21 protein-coding genes are annotated in these 19,903 nt (G+C 35.2%); 18 read left to right on the top strand and 3 right to left on the bottom strand.

Annotated elements, in window-relative coordinates; genetic code table 11:
* Nucleotides 1-20: 20 nt before the first annotated feature.
* The 9 genes from KGI01_RS05465 to KGI01_RS05425 all read left to right on the top strand — a co-directional run bounded on the left by KGI01_RS05465 (nucleotide 21) and on the right by KGI01_RS05425 (nucleotide 7,319).
* Entirely contained in the window at nucleotides 21-470 is a 450-nt protein-coding gene (locus KGI01_RS05465; RefSeq protein ID WP_141273850.1) for a helix-turn-helix transcriptional regulator, read from the top strand.
* Nucleotides 471-558: 88 nt separating this feature from the next.
* Entirely contained in the window at nucleotides 559-1,020 is a 462-nt protein-coding gene (locus KGI01_RS05460) for a hypothetical protein (protein WP_141273849.1), read from the top strand.
* Nucleotides 1,002-1,382, top strand: a complete 381-nt coding sequence (locus KGI01_RS05455) for a DUF4352 domain-containing protein (RefSeq protein ID WP_141273848.1) — start codon at nucleotides 1,002-1,004, stop codon at nucleotides 1,380-1,382. The genes KGI01_RS05460 and KGI01_RS05455 overlap by 19 nt, the downstream gene beginning before the upstream one ends.
* A 136-nt stretch (nucleotides 1,383-1,518) precedes the next feature.
* Nucleotides 1,519-2,214: an ABC transporter ATP-binding protein gene (locus KGI01_RS05450; RefSeq protein ID WP_141273847.1), complete on the top strand. Its 696-nt coding sequence runs from the start codon at nucleotides 1,519-1,521 to the stop codon at nucleotides 2,212-2,214.
* Nucleotides 2,204-3,496 carry an ABC transporter permease gene (locus tag KGI01_RS05445; RefSeq protein WP_141273846.1) on the top strand — a complete coding sequence of 431 codons (1,293 nt, stop codon included), beginning with the start codon at nucleotides 2,204-2,206 and terminating at the stop codon, nucleotides 3,494-3,496. The genes KGI01_RS05450 and KGI01_RS05445 overlap by 11 nt, the downstream gene beginning before the upstream one ends.
* A 341-nt stretch (nucleotides 3,497-3,837) precedes the next feature.
* Nucleotides 3,838-4,596 (top strand): GTP cyclohydrolase II, encoded by a 759-nt coding sequence (locus tag KGI01_RS05440; RefSeq protein WP_255314742.1) that lies wholly within the window; start codon nucleotides 3,838-3,840, stop codon nucleotides 4,594-4,596.
* On the top strand, nucleotides 4,559-5,653 hold the full coding sequence (gene ribD, locus KGI01_RS05435; protein WP_141273844.1) for a bifunctional diaminohydroxyphosphoribosylaminopyrimidine deaminase/5-amino-6-(5-phosphoribosylamino)uracil reductase RibD: 1,095 nt from the start codon (nucleotides 4,559-4,561) through the stop codon (nucleotides 5,651-5,653). Before KGI01_RS05440 ends, ribD begins: the two co-directional genes overlap by 38 nt.
* A 7-nt stretch (nucleotides 5,654-5,660) precedes the next feature.
* Nucleotides 5,661-6,638, top strand: a complete 978-nt coding sequence (locus KGI01_RS05430) for an FAD-dependent monooxygenase (RefSeq protein WP_307723176.1) — start codon at nucleotides 5,661-5,663, stop codon at nucleotides 6,636-6,638.
* Between the two features lie 117 nt (nucleotides 6,639-6,755).
* The gene (locus KGI01_RS05425; protein WP_141273843.1) at nucleotides 6,756-7,319 is read left to right on the top strand and encodes a 5' nucleotidase, NT5C type; all 564 of its coding nucleotides are present in this window, start codon (nucleotides 6,756-6,758) and stop codon (nucleotides 7,317-7,319) included.
* 46 nt (nucleotides 7,320-7,365) lie between these two features.
* Here the strand turns inward: KGI01_RS05425 and KGI01_RS05420 are convergent, their stop codons facing one another.
* Together KGI01_RS05420 and KGI01_RS05415 are read right to left on the bottom strand one after the other, a co-directional pair.
* Nucleotides 7,366-7,644 (bottom strand): hypothetical protein, encoded by a 279-nt coding sequence (locus KGI01_RS05420; RefSeq protein WP_255314740.1) that lies wholly within the window; start codon nucleotides 7,642-7,644, stop codon nucleotides 7,366-7,368.
* 108 nt (nucleotides 7,645-7,752) lie between these two features.
* On the bottom strand, nucleotides 7,753-9,249 hold the full coding sequence (locus tag KGI01_RS05415) for a catalase (RefSeq protein WP_141273842.1): 1,497 nt from the start codon (nucleotides 9,247-9,249) through the stop codon (nucleotides 7,753-7,755).
* 399 nt (nucleotides 9,250-9,648) lie between these two features.
* Between KGI01_RS05415 and KGI01_RS05410 the strand changes: the two genes are divergently transcribed.
* From KGI01_RS05410 to KGI01_RS05370, 9 genes are all read left to right on the top strand, one after another.
* Nucleotides 9,649-10,707 (top strand): nitric oxide synthase oxygenase, encoded by a 1,059-nt coding sequence (locus KGI01_RS05410; RefSeq protein WP_141273841.1) that lies wholly within the window; start codon nucleotides 9,649-9,651, stop codon nucleotides 10,705-10,707.
* Between the two features lie 20 nt (nucleotides 10,708-10,727).
* Complete coding sequence (locus tag KGI01_RS05405; RefSeq protein WP_141273840.1) at nucleotides 10,728-11,195, top strand: DinB family protein; 468 nt, start codon at nucleotides 10,728-10,730, stop codon at nucleotides 11,193-11,195.
* Nucleotides 11,196-11,397: 202 nt separating this feature from the next.
* A complete protein-coding gene (locus KGI01_RS05400) occupies nucleotides 11,398-12,594 on the top strand; it encodes a M20 metallopeptidase family protein (protein WP_141273839.1) in 1,197 nt (398 codons plus the stop codon).
* A complete protein-coding gene (locus KGI01_RS05395) occupies nucleotides 12,581-13,393 on the top strand; it encodes a VOC family protein (RefSeq protein ID WP_141273838.1) in 813 nt (270 codons plus the stop codon). Before KGI01_RS05400 ends, KGI01_RS05395 begins: the two co-directional genes overlap by 14 nt.
* A gap of 40 nt (nucleotides 13,394-13,433) precedes the next feature.
* A complete protein-coding gene (locus KGI01_RS05390) occupies nucleotides 13,434-14,408 on the top strand; it encodes an aliphatic sulfonate ABC transporter substrate-binding protein (protein WP_141273837.1) in 975 nt (324 codons plus the stop codon).
* A gap of 12 nt (nucleotides 14,409-14,420) precedes the next feature.
* On the top strand, nucleotides 14,421-15,179 hold the full coding sequence (locus tag KGI01_RS05385) for an ABC transporter permease subunit (protein WP_141273836.1): 759 nt from the start codon (nucleotides 14,421-14,423) through the stop codon (nucleotides 15,177-15,179).
* A gap of 15 nt (nucleotides 15,180-15,194) precedes the next feature.
* Nucleotides 15,195-15,956: an ATP-binding cassette domain-containing protein gene (locus KGI01_RS05380; RefSeq protein WP_141273835.1), complete on the top strand. Its 762-nt coding sequence runs from the start codon at nucleotides 15,195-15,197 to the stop codon at nucleotides 15,954-15,956.
* A 137-nt stretch (nucleotides 15,957-16,093) separates the two neighbouring features.
* Nucleotides 16,094-17,266, top strand: coding sequence for an MDR family MFS transporter (locus tag KGI01_RS05375; protein WP_174795792.1), 1,173 nt, complete (start codon nucleotides 16,094-16,096; stop codon nucleotides 17,264-17,266).
* Between the two features lie 99 nt (nucleotides 17,267-17,365).
* Nucleotides 17,366-18,472: a hypothetical protein gene (locus KGI01_RS05370; RefSeq protein WP_141273833.1), complete on the top strand. Its 1,107-nt coding sequence runs from the start codon at nucleotides 17,366-17,368 to the stop codon at nucleotides 18,470-18,472.
* 130 nt (nucleotides 18,473-18,602) lie between these two features.
* On the opposite strand, the gene KGI01_RS05365 is transcribed toward KGI01_RS05370, so the two are convergent.
* On the bottom strand, nucleotides 18,603-19,814 hold the full coding sequence (locus tag KGI01_RS05365) for a CynX/NimT family MFS transporter (RefSeq protein WP_141273832.1): 1,212 nt from the start codon (nucleotides 19,812-19,814) through the stop codon (nucleotides 18,603-18,605).
* Between the last annotated feature and the right edge of the window lie 89 nt (nucleotides 19,815-19,903).

The raw sequence follows: 19,903 nt of genomic DNA, 5'->3' as shown, positions 1-19,903 counted from the left end.
ACTATAGAAAAGGTGAGAGTATGAAACGTGAAGAAATGATTACGATTGTTTCCCAAAAGATGAAATTAATTCGAACAGAATACAATTACACCCAAGAGCAGATGGCAGATATTTTAGGAATCTCTAAAAAAACACTGGTTCAAATTGAAAAACAACGCATTGAATGTGGTTGGACAGTAGCTGTCGCTGTATGTACACTTTTTCGAAACAGCATGATTTTACAAACAGCGCTAGGTGGCAACCCACTTATGTTTATTTCATTAATTGCGAATGAAGGATTGATTCACGCAGATAAAAATGAAGTGAATGATAAGTTATGGTGGCGTACAATTGAGAATAAGACGAATTGGCGCATCCAACAAAACCTTGTGCACACGTGTTTTCGCATTTTAAATTCAGAGGGCCGTATTATTTTTTATACATTCTCTAAAGATATCGCATTAGAAGAATTCCAAAAGCATATTTTTTAAATTTAAGCCTTTCTTTTTCAAACATCCGTTGAAAAAGAGAGGTTTTTATTTATTTAATGAGTAAAGAATTGAAAGGGGGACAAATAAAATGAAGAAAAGGATCATCATAACGATTCGTGTGATATTAATAGTGGGTATATCAATTTATTTTTTGGACTCCTTTTTAGAACATAAAAATAAACAGCAACAACCAGTTCAAAAGGAAACAAAAGAAATCGACTATGAACACATGATAAAAAATCCAAAAAACTATGTCGGTCATTCAATTGAAGCTGAGGGTTTAGTAGATGATTCAAAATATATTAATGGAAAAGGTGTTTACTCAGTCATTTTATTAAAAAAGGGTGAATATACAATAAGTGTAGTTATTGTTGAGACAGATAAAAAAGAAGCATTAGCGGAACAGTCCTACATTCGTTTTGAAGGAGAAATTACAGGTATCTATAAAGAAAATCAGGATTTAAGTGTACAAGGGGGGGAGAGATTCGGACGAAAGAAGTCATTATCGAAGAAAGTGAAAAGAGTCCAAATATGGTCAATGTTGAAATAAATGAACAAGGTAATTTTGGGAATGTACATGTTGAAGTAGATAAGGTGCGCATGTATCCAAAAAGTACACGCATTTATTTATTTTTATACAATAAAAATGATGCACGTATTTATTTGAATGACTCGTCTATTAAACTCTATGCAGATGGGAAAGAAATACCATCTAAGTATGAAGTACTCGATCAATCTATTCGCCTTCCCCGTTCACTAGAACCAAATAAAGGAACGAGAGGCGTGATGGCATTTGAAGTAGTCCCGAAGGATACAAAAAAACTCGATTTAACTTTTGAAATGACGATGGTCAATCAGAAAAAACCAATTCAGTTCTCACATGAGATGAATATGGAGGTTATAAAAAAATAATAAGCTAAAAGTCTATGTGATTTTTTATCAGATAGGCTTTTTTCTTTTCTTAAGAAAATCTTCATTTTTATCCTCCTTAATTATTAAGATTTATTTCCTATACTGAAGATAACAAAGAAAAGAAGGAGCTATGAACATGATTACATTAACGAATATATGCCATACATTTTCGATTGGTAAAAAAGGTCAAGAGCGACAAGTACCTGTTTTAAAAGATGTAAATCTTCAAGTCGAATCGGGTGAAATCGTCGCAATTATCGGAAAGAGTGGTTCAGGGAAGTCGACTTTATTAAATACGATTGCTGGATTTTTAAAACCAGATGAAGGCAAGATAGTTTTAAATCATAAAGATACAACGCATTTATCAGAAGCAGAGCATGCAAAATTTCGCCTAAAAAATGTAGGTTTCATCTTTCAAAATTTTCAATTGATGCCAGGGTTAACGGCTTTTGAAAATATTGAATTACCTCTTAAAATTCAAGGGATGGGAAAGAACACTCGTTTTCAAACTGTACGAAAAATAATGGAGCGCGTGGGTTTGAATGAAGTACTTGATCACTACCCCAATGAATTATCTGGTGGACAGCAACAACGTGTATGTATTGCGCGTGCACTCGTAACGAATCCATCGATTATTTTGGCAGATGAACCAACAGGGAGTTTAGATTCAGAAACAGAAAAAGAGATTCTAGAGCTTATTCAATCATTGAATCAATCATTCGATTTAACTTTTGTCATCATTACACATGATGAAGAAGTAGCGAATAGTGCACATAAAAAATACCGTATGCATGACGGGCAATTACAGGAGGCGATTTACAGTGCAGTTTAAAGATCAATTAGATTTTGTGAGACAACATGTAAAAAAGAATCGTATGCGTATTTTCACGACAATTTTAGCGACTACAATGGGCTGTGCGTTCTTAATCGTACTTGCTTCCGTCGCATTTGGTTTACAAAATTCATTGAAAAAAGAAGTATTATCAGATGATACACTAACACGCATCGAAGTATATAATGATGGCAATAAGGAAATTGAACCAACTGAAATTAAAAAGATGAAAAATGTGAATGCGGTGACGATGAACACGCTCATTCAAACGGGTAATTTAGAAGCAAATATTGGTGAGTATAAAGGAAGTCCAGAAGTCATCTTAACGGATTTTAAAGAAAATGAAAAAGCTAATTTAAAATTATCAAAAGGTACATATCCAGAAAAAGCAGATGGTGTAGTCGTTGGATATAATGTTGCACAAATTTTGCTGTCAAAAGAAGATGAGAAAAAGTTAGAGAAAGAGAAAGATGCATCAAAAATTAATATAGGGATTCAAGAAAGTATGATTGGAAAGAAAATCACACTTAATTGGAAAAATGAAGAAACGAAGAAAAAAGTAACACGCACATTTACAATTGAAGGTGTGGGACCGAAGCCTAAAAAAGAGTGGGAACAAGATGGAACAATCCGAATTAGTAAAGAAAACGAAGAAGCACTTGTACAAGATTTAAAAACACTTTATGGTAAAAAGCTTAAAGCGGAAGAGATGATTTATCGTACAACGGCTGTTTATGCGACGGATCTTGAAGCGGTGACGGCGATTAATAAAGCCTTGCAAGACGAAGGTTACGCAACCTATACAGTTTCACAACAATTAGAAGAAATGAACTTATTATTCTTAGCGCTAAAAGCAGGGTTAATCTTTGTTGGAACGATTGCAATTTTGATTGCATCTATTGGGATTTTTAATACGATGACGATGGCTGTGACAGAACGAACACGTGAGATTGGTGTTATGAAGGCGATTGGTGCTAGTCCAAAGCTAATTCAGCGTCTGTTCGTGATGGAGAGTGCTTACATTGGTGTGATTGGAACAGTCATTGCGGTTATTATTTCATATATTGTTAGTTTTGCGGCGAACTATGCGATTCCGAAAATCTTGTATATGGCAACAAATGAAAAAAAATTCTTAACAACAGAGATTCAATTTTCAGCGATTCCATGGCAGTTAGTCGTGATTGCGGCTGCAATTAGTATTGGTGTAGCCATTCTATCTGGTTGGAGACCTGCAAGAAAAGCAACAAAAATTGATGTTATCCAAGCTTTACGTCAAGATTAAAAATGAAGAGACTTGACACATAAGTATAAGAAAAACCAGAATCGCGCTTTAGCGTGGTTCTGGCTTTTTTGTTGTGAACTTTAAAAAGGAAAATAAAGTATTTAGTCTTAGCCTCGAGATGTTCTCTGTTGAAAATACTTCTGTCTCAATCGTTTACTTCCTTTATAAGGAAACTATGATTTTAAATTCAAGCTTTTTTATTGCTAAAAGGGTAGAATATTTATTATGAGGTAATCCATATGTTCAGGTCAAATTACTAGACAAATGATGGCGCCTTATTTAAATTAAATCACAGACACTGATTAAAAAAATAAAAGTGTAATGAGGGAATTCATGTGACAATCAACAATAAAATTTTAAATAAAATCCAATTTACAGAACGTAACGAAAATGAAAAATTAAGCGTTGTAGGTCCTATTCGCTTACCAATCAAACAGGGTGATTTTGAAGCAACATTTCAGTGGTATTGTTGGAAAAATATTCCTTCATCTGTATCAAAAGAAGAAATGATTGAACTACTACCATCTATGAATCTAGCTTTCGGACAACAGTCATCTGTACTCGTATATGGTGATTTTGCGAATTCTGAAGATGCAATTATTCGTATGCATAGTATTTGTCATACTGGGGACATCTTTGGTAGTCAACGTTGTGACTGTGGCTATCAATTACATGAATCGATGAAAATGATTGTCGAACATGGTTGTGGTGCGATTTTCTATTTAGCTGACCATGAAGGGCGTGGAATCGGTCTATTCTCTAAATCCCTTGCTTATTTATTACAAGATGATGGTCTTGATACGGTAGAGGCGAATCATGAACTAGGTTTTGAAGATGATATACGTTCTTATGAGGATGCGATTAAAGTACTTGAAGTGTTACGTCAAAAACCTGTAACACTGATTACGAATAATCCGAAAAAGTTAGAAGCGTTAAAATCACATGGTTTATCTGCAAAAGGGCATATTCCTTTATGGGGTGGAGCAACAGACAGCAACCGTTACTATTTAGAAACAAAAGTGAAAAAAGCAGGTCATATCTTAGGTGAGGGTGGTGTCGATAATGCAGAACGATCAGTATTACATGAATCTCGCGATTGAGCTGGCAGCGAGCGCAAAAGGTAACACAAACCCGAACCCACTTGTTGGGGCTGTTATTGTAAAAGATGGTATCATCGTTGGTACAGGGTTACATCGAAAAGCAGGAGAACCACATGCAGAGGTGCATGCTTTTCGTATGGCAGGAGATCATGCGAAAGGCGCAACATTGTATGTAACACTTGAACCTTGTTCGCATTACGGTAAAACACCACCTTGTGCAAATTTAGTAAAAGAATCAGGCGTGAAACGTGTTGTTGTAGCGATGCAAGATCCGAATCCAGAAGTAGCTGGTCGGGGTATTCGCTTACTTCGTGATGCCGGAATCGAAGTGGAAGTCGGTTTACTAGAAGAAGAATCCCGTCGTTTAAATGAACGTTTTATTCATAATATGCTGACAGGACTCCCTTTTGTGCGCTCAAAATTTGCGATGACATTAGATGGGAAAATCGCGACTTATAATGGACATTCACAATGGATTACAGGCGAAGCAGCACGTGCTAATGTGCACGAATTGCGTCATGAAGTAGATGGAATTCTTGTAGGTAGTCAGACAGTTTTAAATGACAATCCAGCACTAACAACACGTCTAGCAGACGGACGTGAAGGTCGAAATCCTGTACGTATTGTATTAGATGGTCAATTACGTACACCAACAGATGCACAAATCGTTGATACTACTGTTGCACCTACAATTATTGTGACATCTAAAGAACATGAAGCGCGTACGAAAGAATATCCAGGTGTAGAGTTCATCTATGCATCTATAAAGAATGACAAACTAAACTTACAAGAAGTTTTACCAGTACTTTATGAAAAAGGAATTACAGATTTACTTGTTGAAGGTGGCGGCACAATTAATGCGTCATTCTTGCGTGAAGGCTTGATTGACCAAATGATTGTCTATATTGCACCGAAAATATTGGGTGGTCGTCATTCGATTACACCATTTACAGGTGATGATGTTGAGACAATTGATGAAGCGATGCCGTTATCATTTGACCAAGTGGAGCAAATTGGAGAAGATTTACGCATTATTGCGTATCCAAAGAAGGATTGAACAACGAATGTATAAAGAAGTAGATATAAGTATTGTAGGCGGTGGCCCTGGTGGGATGTTACTCGCCTACTTACTTGCGAAAAAAGGGATTACTGTACTCTTATTAGAGCGTACAAATGAATTAGCGCGTGCTTTTCGTGGTGAACATATTAATGAAGATGGTGAAGCAATTTTAAAGTCATATGGACTTTATGAAGCTGTTGAAAAACGTGGTTTATTAAAGATGGAAGCGGTAGAGTATTGGCAAAAAGGTGAGAAATTTAAAACGATTTTCCCAAATGAAATGGTGGGGCATTTAGGTATTCATGTGCCACAAGCACATCTACTTGAAGCGATTTTAGAGCAAGCAGAGGCTTATCCAACATTTGAATATCAGCTCAATACACGCGTAACAGAATTACTGCAAAATGACGAGGGACGTTATATTGGTGTGAAAGCAAAACAAGGTGATATGGAACTGACGGTCATGAGCCATTTAGTAATTGGAGCGGATGGACGCTATTCGACTGTACGAAAAAAAGCACAGATTCACCCGACAATTCGTAAACATGGTTTTGATTTATTGTGGGCGCGTATTCCGGCTCCAACAAATTATGAACCCGTTATAAAAATGGCTCTTGTTGACGGTATGCAAATTTCGCTATTTGCGCAAACGAATGGTTATGTACAAATCGGATGGCATATCGAAGAAGGTAGTTACGGGGAACTAAGAAAACAACCGTTTGAACCATTTATTACGAAGTTAGTAGAGGCTTTTCCGGATTTGCGTGAAGCAGTACAGTTCCATATACAGTCTTGGCAGGATTTTGTCGTGCTTGACGTATTTAGTAGTCAAACAGAGTGTTGGGGAGCAGAAGGGCTCGCTCTAATGGGGGATGCTGCACATACGATGACACCAACAGGCGCATATGGTCTAAATGAAGCATTAAAGGACGCTGTGGCATTAGCTGAGTTGATTGATGAACAAACAATTCAACGACTTTAGTTACTTACATGTGAGCGTCAACGCAAGGATGAAGTAACAAAATTACAGGCGCTACAAAGAGAGAAAGAACAACAATTTGCAGCGCAGTTTTTAGTACATGTATAAAGGGGAAGTTCGATGCGATTTGGTTTTGATATTGACGATACATTAATTGATTTACGTCGACATGCCTTTTATTTATATGAAGAAAAGTTAGGGCGAAAAGCTTCGATTGAAGCGTTTGAGCAATTGAAAACCGTAGCGATTCATTCTTTATTTGATTTAACGAATGAAGAAGGTAAGAAGATGTGGCAAGATACAATGGAAGACATCTATTTCACAAACTGTTCCTCTTTTGATATGGCAAAAGAAGTAGTGAATGGTTTAGTAGCTGCTGGGCATGAAGTATTTTATGTGACAGCACGTCCAAAACACTATTGTGAAAAAACACGTGAATGGATGAAGGCGCAAGGATTTCCGGTAGTAGATACCAGGTTCTTCTGTGGTATGGAAGACCACGAAAAGATTGATACAATTCGTAATCTACATCTCGACTACTATATTGATGATAAACCAGCTGTACTCGATACATTAGTTGGCATTGATACAATGTTATTAATTAAAGATCAATCATATAATCAAGAGGCGACGCGTTATCCACGTTTATATCAGTGGAATGAATTTAAAGATTTGGTGAAATAGCAAAAAGTGCTTTAGCATAGGAAAATGTTAAAGCACTTTTTATTTATTAATAAATTGTGCCGAACTCGATTTCATCGCTATGTTTTCTAAATAACTCCTCAATGGTTATACCATTAATTTTGGCTATTTGCACAAATTGATGGTTATCATGTGTATAATCGCATATTTCTTCTGAATCTACGATTAATGATCGGCTCTCTTGGAAATTTGAAATGAAGTATTCTTTATTCTTATAAGTAAATTCAATTTCATGACCGATTTCAAGTAATTGCATGAGTGTCTCAAATGTGGCGTTTTCTAAATGATTATATGGTGTTTCGCTCAATTCATTTCACCCCGTAAAAATTTGTTTCCATTATTTTATCATTTAAAATAAATAATCCAATAGAAAAAGAGAGCTTGAACATTAATCCAAGCTCTCTTTTTAACTTTATTAGAAGTATTTAATCTCTTTATTCAAGTCGATTTTTGAAATATCCATACCCAATGCTTTAGCTACACCTTCACCGTAAGCAGGATTTGCTTTGTAGCAGTGGATAATATGGCGTTCTTTGATGAAATCTTCAACAGGAGCCATATCTTCAGCAGTATTATTGAATAATTGTTGTTTTTGATCGTCGCTCATCAGACGGAATAACTTACCTGGTTGCTCGAAGTAGTTATCATCGTCTTCACGGAAGTCATAAATATCTGCTGGTCCATCTAATTCAAGTGCAGGGTCTTTATATTCTGGTTGTGGATGTAACGCACCATAGCTGTTAGGGAAGTACGAGATTGCAGAGCCACGATTACCATCTGCACGACCTTGACCATCACGGTGATACACCATGAATGGGCATTTTGGTGTATTAACAGGGATTTGGTGATGATTTACACCTAAACGATAACGTGCTGCATCTTGATACCCGAATAAACGAGCTTGTAACATACGGTCAGGTGAGAATGAGATACCTGGTACAACATTTGATGGTGCAAATGCTGCTTGCTCTACATCCGCAAAGTAGTTTTCAGGGTTACGATTTAATTCGAATTCTCCAACTTCAATTAATGGATAGTCTGCTTTATACCAGACCTTTGTTAAGTCGAATGGGTTGTCAGGATGATTACGCGCTTGTTCTTCAGTCATCACTTGGATGTACATTTTCCATTTCGGGAAATCACCTTTTTCAATCGCGTTAAATAAGTCACGTTGAGATGATTCACGGTCTTGGCCTACTACTTTAGCAGCCTCTGCATTTGTGTAGTTTTCAATTCCTTGTTGTGTGCGGAAATGGAATTTTACATAAACACGTTCATTATTTGCATTAATCATTGAATACGTATGAGAACCGAAACCATGCATGTTACGGTAACCTTTTGGAATACCACGGTCAGACATAACAATTGTTACTTGGTGTAAAGCTTCAGGTAACATTGTCCAGAAATCCCAGTTGGAATTCGCATTTTTCATATTTGTTTTTGGATCACGTTTAACAACGTGGTTTAAATCTGGGAAGTGAAGTGGATCACGGAAGAAGAATACAGGTGTATTGTTTCCGACCATATCCCAGTTTCCTTCTTCAGTATAGAATTTCAAAGCGAAACCGCGAATATCACGTTCAGCATCTGCTGCACCACGTTCGCCTGCTACTGTTGAGAAGCGAGCGAACATCTCTGTTTGCTTTCCTACTTCTGAGAAAATTTTTGCTTTTGTATATTTAGTAATATCATTTGTTACAGTAAATGTACCGAATGCACCAGAACCTTTTGCGTGCATTCGGCGCTCAGGGATTACTTCACGATTAAAGTTTGCTAGTTTTTCAATTAAAAATACATCTTGTAAAAGAATAGGACCGCGTTTACCAGCAGTCATACTGTTTGAGTGGCTTACAACAGGTGAACCTGTCGCAGTTGTTAAGCGTTGATGGTCTGTATTTTTGTTTTCTGCCATAAAATAATACCTCCTGAAAATTTATAAGATTTCTACAGCGAACTGTAGACAATAACAAGCTATAAACATACTGTAACATACATTATAATTAAAAGTAAATAATAATCATTCTATTTAAGGAATTCCTATAAATAAAACATCACCTCGAGTATTATTCCCTATTTACAACATAAATAAACATTTATTTAAAAGAAAAATGTGTTTTTGCGAATTATAATATAAGTAGTTTTGTAAATGATTTATTTATTATTCTCAATTAAATGAGAAAAAAGATGTAATTGAAAATGTGGACAAATGTTTACAAGTATTTAAAGTACATCTTTCGAATTAGTTAAATTAGTCTTTTATCTCACAGTAGATTATTTTATGATAGGTAAAGTATGAAATGAGGTGTTCTATATGTTGGAAAAAGCACGTGCTTTTATAAAACAATTCGGAAAAGAAATGAAGAAACCAATTGAGCAACGCTTAAAAGAGATAGAAGAAGAAATTATAAGCACAGGTACATATACTCATACAGAAGAAGAACTAGTTTATGGCGCAAAAGTTGCGTGGCGTAATAGTAATAAATGTATTGGTCGCTTATTTTGGAATAGTTTACATGTGTTCGACCGTAGACATTTAGAAGATGAAGAAGAAATTTTTGAAGCGCTAGTCGAGCATATTCGCTATGCAACAAATGATGGGAAAATTCGTCCAACGATTTCTATTTTTGCACCTGGACGTGTGCGTATTTGGAACGATCAATTAATTCGATATGCAGGTTATGAAAAAGACGGACAGGTGATTGGTGATACCGTATCACTTGATGTAACTAAAAAATTTCATGAACTGGGCTTTCCTATGGGAAATCAACCATATGATGTTCTACCACTTGTTATTCAAGTGGATGATAGACCTCCTAAAATGTTCCCGATTCCGAAAGATGCTATTTTAGAAGTTCCAATCACACATAGTCAGTATCCTAAAGTAGAACAAATTGGTATGCGCTGGTATGCGGTTCCGATTATTTCAAATATGGGATATGAAGTTGGCGGTATTACATATGAAGCGGCGCCATTTAATGGTTGGTATATGGGAACAGAGATTGGCGCACGTAATTTAGCAGATGAAGATCGTTATAACTTTTTACCACAAGTAGCAGAAGCGATTGGTATTGAAGCCAAAAGAGCGCATACGCTATGGAAAGACCGCGCGCTAGTCGAGTTGAATTATGCAGTGCTAGAATCTTATAAACAAGCGGGTGTGAGCATTGTTGATCACCACACAGCAGCACAGCAGTTTCAATTATTTGAACAACAAGAAGAAAAAGAAGGTCGTGATGTGACAGGGAACTGGACATGGCTAATTCCACCTTTGTCACCTGCAACTACACACATCTTTCATCGTCCTTATAATAATACAAAAAAATCACCAAAATATGTTTATCAACAGAAGCCATTTCACCTAGAAAAATAGTTTTCGAAAGGAACAGAAACATGATTTACAGTAAAGAACGAATTATTACTTTGATGCGTGGGAGTATTCAAAGAGTAATTCGTTATATTGATTTGTCAGATTATCTACTACGCATACCAATGGAAGTAGATAAGTGGAGTATATTTGAAACAATAGGTCATCTAACTGCTTGGGACCAGTTTATTTTGAAAAAACGATTACCGCATTTAATCCAGGGTATTCCAGTCTCTCCTATTTATAATATTGATGTACACATTGAAAAGTATATGAAGGATATTTGTCAAATTCCAACATATGAAATATTACGTTATTTTATTCAAGTAAGAAAAATGTTAATTACACAGATTATGCAGATGTCTGATAAAAGCTGGCGCAGAGTCGTGAAAATTGTTCAAAAAGAACAAACGATGGTGCAATACTTTCAACAATTAATTGAGCACGACGAAAAACATTTTCGACAAATTGATAGATATTTAGAAAAGCATTAAGAGAAATTCAGAGAAATCATTGTAAACAGATGGTTTCTCTTTTTAGTATTATAAAAGTACTCTTTTATTTTAAATTAAGAAAAATAAATCATTTTATAAAATTTGGATAAAAAGGTTGTTTTTATTTATTCTTTATATTATGATACGAATTATATTAAAACCTAGTAAATTGATAAGTATAATAATTAAAAGGGGATTTTTTATGAATGGAGCGATTCAAAAAGTGCAATTTCAGCTTGAAGAGCAGTTACCAGAAGTAATTGAGTGGAGAAGGTATTTACATCAGCACCCCGAATTATCTTTTAAAGAGAAAAAAACATCACAATTTATCCTAAATGAATTAAAAAAGTTACCTTTAGATATAAAAGAAAATATAGGAGATCATGGTATTGTCGCTACATTAAGAGGGAAGTCAGTTGGTCCAGTCGTTGCTTTTCGAGCTGATTTTGATGCATTACCGATTCAAGATTTAAAAGATGTAGCATATAAATCAAAAAATGACGGTGTTTCTCACGCTTGTGGACATGATGGACATAGTGCTGCTCTCTTAGGATTTGCAAAAGTACTTTCTAAATGTAAAGAACAGCTACATGGCGCAATCGTATTTATTTTTCAACCGGCAGAAGAATTACCACCAGGCGGTGCGAAATTTATGATTGAAGAAGGAGCACTTGAAGGTGTGGATGTCATTTTCGGTGCACACCTTGATACTTCTGAACCTACAGGAACTATTTCAATTGGAGCAGGCTATCAAATGGCTGCAGTTGATCGGTTTAAGATTACATTACAGGGATTAGGAGGTCACGGTGCAAGACCACATGAAACAAAAGATGCAATTGTACTCGGTTCTAAAATAATTAGTGACTTGCAGCAAATTGTATCGAGAAGAATCGATCCTTTCTCACCAGCGGTTGTTACTGTGGGAATTTTTCAGTCAGGGAGTGCATTTAATATTATTGCAGATTCTGCTGTAATCGAAGGTACAGTACGTACAATGACAAATGATGTACGCACCAAAATCCAAGAAGAGATTGAGTTAATTGTGTCAAAAGCAGCTGAAGGAGCGCATGCAACGTACGATTTAGAATACATAAATGGTTATCCAGCACTGTATAATCATCCAGTAGAATCTGAATTAGTTACACAGCTTGCTTCAGATTTACAAGTAAAGGCGCTTCAACCAGTTATGGGAGCTGAAGATTTTTCTTATTATTTATTAGAGAGACCAGGAACATACTTTAGAGTAGGTGCTCACAATGAGCAGGAAAGTACACAATTTTCACATCATCACCCTAAATTCGACTTTGATGAAAAAGCATTACTAAATATGCAACAAATGTTTTTAAAAATTGCAGCACATTATGTACTAAAGGAGGAAGAAGTTCATGCCGAAATTTGAATTTGACCATGTTGTACACTTTTTGAATCAACCAGAAGCATTTATCCATGAACTAAATAAACAAAATATTCATGCAGTTGAAGGAGGAAGACATGAAGGGCGAGGGACGTATAATGCATTAAGCTATTTTGATTTAAGTTACATTGAATATCTTGGTGCATATGACGAAGAACTTGTACGTAAGAGTAATCCAGCACATCATAGTATGATAGAAACAATTATTGAGCAAGGTTTTGAAGAAAGTTTTGTAAGATTCGCAATTCGTACGGATGATATTCAAAAAGCAGCTGCACATTTTAAAGAAGCAGGTCTAACCGTTACAGGGCCAGATGCAATGTTTCGAAAAAGACCAGATGGTAGCGAAATTCATTGGCAATTACTTTATATAGGTGAAGAAAATAATAAGTTGCCACTTCCTTTTATTATTCAATGGAATCAATCAGATGAAGAACGCCGTAATGAACAAATTCAGCAGGGAGTAATTGATCAGCAACTACCGAATACAGCATTAGAAGGTGTCGTATTTGTAGTGGAAAATGCAGAAGAAACAGCTAAACGTTGGGGTGGTTATTTCAAACAACCAGTTGGTAAAACATATGTAGACCAGACACTTCAAGCCAAGATTGTAACGATTCCTCTAAATGGAGGAGAATTGTATTTCGCAGAACCTGTAGGTGAAGGTGTCATTAAAAATACATTGCTAACAAAAGGTGAGGTACCTTTTCAAATTAATTTAAAAGGATTTAATGAAGAAAAATTATTTGAAGCACATAATGGCCGTTATTTATTAAAAAAGTAGACATTAAAACCAAGTATTTTTATAAGAAAAGGGGATTTTTATGAAGAAAACAAAATTAACTTTATTAACAGTCATTACACTTGTATTACTTGTTCTCACAGCATGTGGTTCAAAATCTAAAGATACGGATGCTGCAGCAGATAGCGATAAAGTTGTGAAAATAGGTTATCAAAAGGGAAATACAATTAACATTTTAAAAGAGAGTGGCTATTTAGAAAAGAACTTGAAAGAGAAAGGTTACAAAGTAGAATGGCGTGAATTTTCACATGGTGGAACTTTACTGGAAGGGTTATTTACAGGGAATATCGATTTTGGTCATGCTGCTGATGGTTCAGGTATTACAGCGCAAGCAGGTAACAAACCTTTCGTATATGTAGGAGCAGATAAACCAAATCCAGAGGGTATTGGATTACTGGTTTTAAAAGATTCAGGCATTAAAAATATTAAAGAATTAAAAGGTAAAAAAGTAGGTGTATTAAAAGGTGGAAATCATCACTATCTAGCAATGTTAGCAGTGGAAGATGCTGGGTTAAAAGTCGATGATATTGAATGGGTTTATCTACAAGATGCTTCTCAATTAAGAACAGCTTTTGAAACGAAAGCAATTGATGCGCTTGGCACGTATGATCCTTTCTTTGCAGGAGCTGAAACAGATTTAGATACTGTTAATTTAACAGAAGGGAAAGACTATGACTACCCGAATCGTACATTCTATTATGCAAACGAAAAATTTAATCAGCAACACCCAGAATTAGTTGAAGTGATTTTAGATTCGATTGCTGAATCAGATGAGTGGGCAAATAAAAATAAGCCTGAAGTTGTTAAGTTAGTTTCAAAAGCTTTAGGAATTAATGAAAAAGTGATTAAGCGTGCGATTGATCGCCGTACTTATGGTTTAGATCGTTTAGATGAAAAAATTATTAAAACACAACAGGCGCAAGCAGACTACTATACAAAAGTAGGGTTAATTCCACAAAAAATTAATGTTTCTGAACGTGTCAAAGATACCAAATAAGGAGTGAGGCAAATGAAAGAAAAGAAGTGGAGTTTTATACCTTGGCTAATCCCTATCGCATTTGTTGGGGCATGGCAATTAGTAACACAGTTTCAAATTGTCTCGACACAACTGGTTCCTGCTCCTTTAACAGTACTGAAAAGCTTTTATCAATTAGTTATTTCAGGAGACTTACTATATCACTTAGAAGGAAGTCTTGGTAGAGCATTTATTGGTTTACTGATTGGCGGGGGAGTTGGTTTTATTTTAGGTATTACCAATGGACTTTCAAAATTTTCCTTTCTTTTTACAGATACATCGTTGCAAATGGTTCGAAATGTACCGAATCTAGCACTTGTACCACTTGTTATTATTTGGTTTGGTATTGATGAAGGAGCAAAAATTTTCTTGGTAGCTATCGGTGTGATGTTCCCAATCTATATTAATACATTACATGGTATCCGAAATATTGATCCTGGTTATATTGAGATGGGAAGAATGTATGGACTAAAAGGCTTTAAATTATTTAAAGAGATATTACTGCCAGGTGCATTACCATCTATTTTCGTTGGTTTACGTTATTCATTAGGTGTGATGTGGATGACATTGATTGTAGCTGAAACAATTGCAACGACAAGAGGAGTTGGCTATCTAGCAACAACAGCTCAACAATTTATGCAATCAGATATAATCATTATTACGATTATTTTATATGCGTTATTTGGTAAATTAGCAGATTTATTAGCAAGATTTGGCGAAAAAAAGGCTTTGCGTTGGCATAAGGCTTATTAAAAAGGAGGAAGATACATGGTCGTCACAGCTCGTCCAATAACACCTGTTAAATCAAAAAGTGGTGTAGAAATCACATTACAACAAGTCGTGAAAAAATTTGGTGAAAAAACCGTCTTAAAAGAAATTTCTCTCACAATTGAAAGAGGCGAATTTCTAGTAATTGTCGGTAAAAGTGGTAGTGGTAAAAGTACATTATTACGTTTAACAGCTGGATTGGATCAACCTAGTTCGGGCACAATTCAATTTGATGGCCTATCTCCTAAAGAAGCAAAAACGAATGTTCGAATGATGTATCAAGATTCGCGTTTATTACCTTGGAAAAAAGTAATTCAAAATGTAGGGATTGGCTTAGCAGGAGATTGGGAAACAAAAGCAGCGCATACATTAGAACAAGTGGGTTTAAGTGATTTCAAAGATCAATGGCCTTCTAATCTTTCAGGTGGTCAACAACAACGTGTGGCATTAGCGCGAGCTTTAGTAAATAACCCAGATTTATTATTGTTTGATGAACCGTTAAGTGCACTAGATGCATTAACACGTTTAGATATGCAAAATTTAATTGAACAATTATGGTTAGAAAAAGGCTTTACAGCAATGTTGGTGACACATGATGTACAAGAAGCTGTGAAATTAGGCGATCGCATTATTCTCATAGAAGATGGTGTTGTTGCATTAGATATTCGTAACGACGCTAAAAGACCACGTGGTTTTGATGATGAACAATTAACAAAGCTAGAAAAACAAATTTTAGCACGTATTATGCAAAATCATGAATAAATGAAAAGTCCGATAAGTAGGTAATATTCTGCTTCGGACTTTTTATTTTCACGTAAAAATATTTTGTCAGTCGAAATAATGATAGATTTTCATTTTATTCCTTTATATACTATTGAAATAATAGAGGAGGGGATATTTTGAAAGTCATACAATATTTTCACCCCGTCGTTTGGAATATCTTATTAGGAACAATCTTCACCCGTATCGCAAGTTTTATGACAATTCCATTTCTTGCGCTTTACTTACATAGTGAGTTACATGCAGAACCTGTGACAATTGGTATAATCATCGGTCTTGCGCCATTACTTGCAACGGTTGGAGGTTTTTTGGGAGGTTATTTAACCGATCGATTTGGTCGAAAACTTATTATTTTATTATCTGTTTTTTGCTGGACACTTATTTTTTTAGGCTTTGCACTTTCAACATCTATCGTGATTTTTGGATTTTTGAGTGCATTGAATGGACTTTGTCGTTCATTTTTTGAACCTGCAACACAGGCATTGATGGTGGATTATACGACACCCGAAAAACGCCGTCGCTTATTTTCTGTTCGTTATACAGCGATTAATATCGCAGCAGTAATCGGACCATTAGTAGGTGTTTGGTTAGCAGCGCTATCCAATCCACAAATTCCATTCATTATTACAGCGATTATGTACGCGTTGTATGGTTTTGCACTAGTATTTATTTTGAAGAAATATGCGACACAAGCGACAATCAAAACAATGAAAAGTATTACGGCTGTATTTCAAGTGGTTTTCGCCGATCGAAAATTACTATTATTACTTGCAGGAGGTATTTTAGTTTCGGTGGGTTACTCACAGTTTGATTCGACACTCCCACAGTTTGTCAATGCGACATTAGATGATGGTGTAAAATTGTATTCGGTATTAATTGCAATAAATGCGATTGCTGTACTTATTCTCCAGTTACCACTGAGTATGATTAGCGAGCGAATTTCAACGATTCGAACATTAATTTTAGGGATTGTATTTTTTGCGATCGGTTTTGTACTATTTAATATTTCAGAGAGCTGGACGATGTTTATTATTGCGATGATTCTCTTTACAATTGGTGAGATTTTCGCATTCCCGATGATGAATGCCGTCATTGAGGAGATTGCGCCAGAAGACCGAAAAGCGACGTATCTCGGTGCGTCACAGCTTAAAAATATTGGTGGCTTTGTAGGACCAATTCTCGGTGGATGGCTATTAATTCAATTTCAAATGGGTGTATTTCATATTATTGCGGCGATTACACTATGTAGTATTCCATTCTATTACTGGACGTTTGTTAAAAAAGAAGCTTAAATATAAAAAGGCTAGGAGCAATGGTGTTACAAAGGCTGTGTATAATGCCGATGTTGAAGGCAATAATGCCGTAATGATTTGGTAATTGGAGTGGACTAATTGAAGAAAAAAATATTATTTCTAAGTATTATTGTATTACTAATTATTATTGTTATCTTTTTAACAATACTTTCAAAAGAAGAAAAAAATAAAACAAAACATATAACAAAAAACCCTACAAATTATTTAACTATACAAGATGAAGAAAAAAACAAAACAATCAAATTACCTTATACAGAACCAACAAGCTATGTTACAACAGAAGAATTTATTTACGCTACTGTAGATGATCCAAATTCAGATTCTATTTCTAATCAAGTTATTCAAATAAACCGAGAAAACGGAAAGTACAAAACAATCTTTCACTCGAAATATCCAGTTGCAGCTACACAAGGTCTAAAAGCTGATAAAGAATGGATTATTTGGGTAGATGGTGATGACTTTGGAGAAAACAATACATTATATGCCTTTAACGAATTAACACAACAAACAATTTCATTTGGCTCTACAGATGATAAAATCAGTAAAGAATTCCCTGAAATCTCAGGAAAATATGTTACGTGGACAGAACATATTAAAGATACTGAAAAAACTTCAATGATTTTATATGATTTAGAACAACAAAAAGAAATAAAAGTTCAAAATATCAAAAATTATGAGTGGTTAAATTCAGACTATTTCATTAAAAATGACAACATGGTATATGTTGAAAAAGAATCAAAAACAGCTGTCCTTAAAACATATGATATTAAGAAAAATAAACTGAAATCATATCCTATTCCAACAACAGCAGCCGGATGGCCAACTCTAGTTAATCAGAATTTTATTGCCTATGTAGAATATCTAGATGACGAAGATTTAGATTTAAATAAATTAATGATTTATGATTTAAAAAATAAAAAAAATATCAATGCTTTTCCAAATAAAAATAAAGTAAATATAGGTTATCTAAAATATTATGATGAAAATTCATTTATAACATTGGAAAATAATAAATTCTATATTTTCACACTAGACAATAATCAATTTAAGAAACAAATTCTAGAATCTAAATACAATGTAAATCCAGAAAAAGAAGATATAACATATTCAAATAATGAATTTTTCATTTTACAGCATGAAGTTGATTCTGAGCAGTATAAATTAATAATTGATAGTGGCTTATAAATAATTTAAAATGAAAAAACTAGAAATGGTGTTTAATATCATCATTTCTAGTTTTTTTCGTTTATTAGATAAATAATTAATTTAGGTCAGTTCCATGTATATTTCATACATAAATCCTAGCTTTTTTTAGTTAGTCATTTGTCACGTAACGATCTTTCGCTGCAATGAAGCTTGCAGTTAAAGAGATTGCGACAACGAAAATATACATAATATTTGCTGCATCGTAACTGTGGTAAACATCGTGAATGAAACCATAGAGTACAGGCCCAACAGCGGCGATTAAGTAGCCAAGTGATTGAGCGAAACCAGATAAGTCTGCTGCTTCGAATGAGTCGCGTGAACGAAGTGAGAAGAACATCATACACATACTAAATGAAGCACCGCCTGCAGCGCCTAATAGAATCATCCAGACAACAGAATAATCTGTCCAGCCCATGATTAATCCAGCAAATCCAATGATGTAAAAGACTGCAAATAGCGCAACAACAGGACGTTGGTCTTTTAGACGACCGGCTAAAATCGGTGTGATAAAGGTCATTGGAATTTGGGATACTTGCATGATGGAGAACATTAATCCAGCTTGAGCAGCTGTCATACCTTGTTCTTTAAACATTTCTGGTACCCATGCCGCAGTTGTATAGAAAATCATCGATTGGAAACCCATCGAAATCATAATGACCCATGCGAGTGGATAGCGCCACATTTGTTTCTTTTCTTTTTGAGCAGTAGTCGGTGCAATTTCTTCTTTAGAGATATTTCGTGTTTGTGGAAACCAGATGAAAACAGCAGCAATTGCTAAAATAATCCACACACCTAAAGAACCTTGCCAACCGAATGACAATGTTGATAACGGATAACTCACACCAGCAGCAATACTAGCAGATGAGTTCATTGCGACTGTATAGATTGCTGTAAGTAAACCTACTTGGAATGGAAATTTAAGTTTGATTAAACTAGGTAATAGTACATTGCCAAATGCAATTCCGATTCCAATTAAGGTAGTACCGATAAATAATAACGACGTCACGCCACTTGAACGAAGTGCCATACCCACGACTAAGATAATCATTGATAAGAATAGAGAGCGTTCAACCGTAATTCTACGCGATATTTTCGGTACGATTGGTGACACGACAGCAAATGCAAGTAGAGGAATGGTTATAATAAAGCCAGCTACTACATTTGAAATATGTAATGAGTTTCGAATATCTTCGATTACGGGGCCAACAGACGTTAGGGGAGAGCGAAGTGTTAATGCAATGAAGACGATTCCAAGTACAAGAAGCCATGTTGTTGAAGTCCATTTTAGTTTTTTTGAAGCAACGTTTTCTGTAGGTGACATAACTTTCCTCCTATATATAATTTGATTTATCGTAACATTATGCCCCTACCTATTCAATAATAAATTCGTTTCACGAAAGTCTTAATTGT

This window comes from Kurthia gibsonii, assembly GCF_006539985.1.
Lineage (GTDB): Bacteria > Bacillota > Bacilli > Bacillales_A > Planococcaceae > Kurthia > Kurthia gibsonii.
This window is presented reverse-complemented; position numbering and strand designations above follow the sequence as displayed.

Excerpts from the sequence above, each read along its gene's own strand:
- KGI01_RS05465 (WP_141273850.1), top strand. The coding sequence starts at position 21 with ATGAAACGTGAAGAAATGATTACGATTGTTTCCCAAAAGATGAAATTA.
- KGI01_RS05460 (WP_141273849.1), top strand. The coding sequence starts at position 559 with ATGAAGAAAAGGATCATCATAACGATTCGTGTGATATTAATAGTGGGT.
- KGI01_RS05455 (WP_141273848.1), top strand. The coding sequence starts at position 1,002 with ATGGTCAATGTTGAAATAAATGAACAAGGTAATTTTGGGAATGTACAT.
- KGI01_RS05450 (WP_141273847.1), top strand. The coding sequence starts at position 1,519 with ATGATTACATTAACGAATATATGCCATACATTTTCGATTGGTAAAAAA.
- ribD (WP_141273844.1), top strand. The coding sequence starts at position 4,559 with ATGCAGAACGATCAGTATTACATGAATCTCGCGATTGAGCTGGCAGCG.
- KGI01_RS05430 (WP_307723176.1), top strand. The coding sequence starts at position 5,661 with ATGTATAAAGAAGTAGATATAAGTATTGTAGGCGGTGGCCCTGGTGGG.
- KGI01_RS05425 (WP_141273843.1), top strand. The coding sequence starts at position 6,756 with ATGCGATTTGGTTTTGATATTGACGATACATTAATTGATTTACGTCGA.
- KGI01_RS05415 (WP_141273842.1), bottom strand. The coding sequence starts at position 9,249 with ATGGCAGAAAACAAAAATACAGACCATCAACGCTTAACAACTGCGACA.
- KGI01_RS05410 (WP_141273841.1), top strand. The coding sequence starts at position 9,649 with ATGTTGGAAAAAGCACGTGCTTTTATAAAACAATTCGGAAAAGAAATG.
- KGI01_RS05405 (WP_141273840.1), top strand. The coding sequence starts at position 10,728 with ATGATTTACAGTAAAGAACGAATTATTACTTTGATGCGTGGGAGTATT.
- KGI01_RS05400 (WP_141273839.1), top strand. The coding sequence starts at position 11,398 with ATGAATGGAGCGATTCAAAAAGTGCAATTTCAGCTTGAAGAGCAGTTA.
- KGI01_RS05395 (WP_141273838.1), top strand. The coding sequence starts at position 12,581 with ATGCCGAAATTTGAATTTGACCATGTTGTACACTTTTTGAATCAACCA.
- KGI01_RS05390 (WP_141273837.1), top strand. The coding sequence starts at position 13,434 with ATGAAGAAAACAAAATTAACTTTATTAACAGTCATTACACTTGTATTA.
- KGI01_RS05385 (WP_141273836.1), top strand. The coding sequence starts at position 14,421 with ATGAAAGAAAAGAAGTGGAGTTTTATACCTTGGCTAATCCCTATCGCA.
- KGI01_RS05380 (WP_141273835.1), top strand. The coding sequence starts at position 15,195 with ATGGTCGTCACAGCTCGTCCAATAACACCTGTTAAATCAAAAAGTGGT.
- KGI01_RS05365 (WP_141273832.1), bottom strand. The coding sequence starts at position 19,814 with ATGTCACCTACAGAAAACGTTGCTTCAAAAAAACTAAAATGGACTTCA.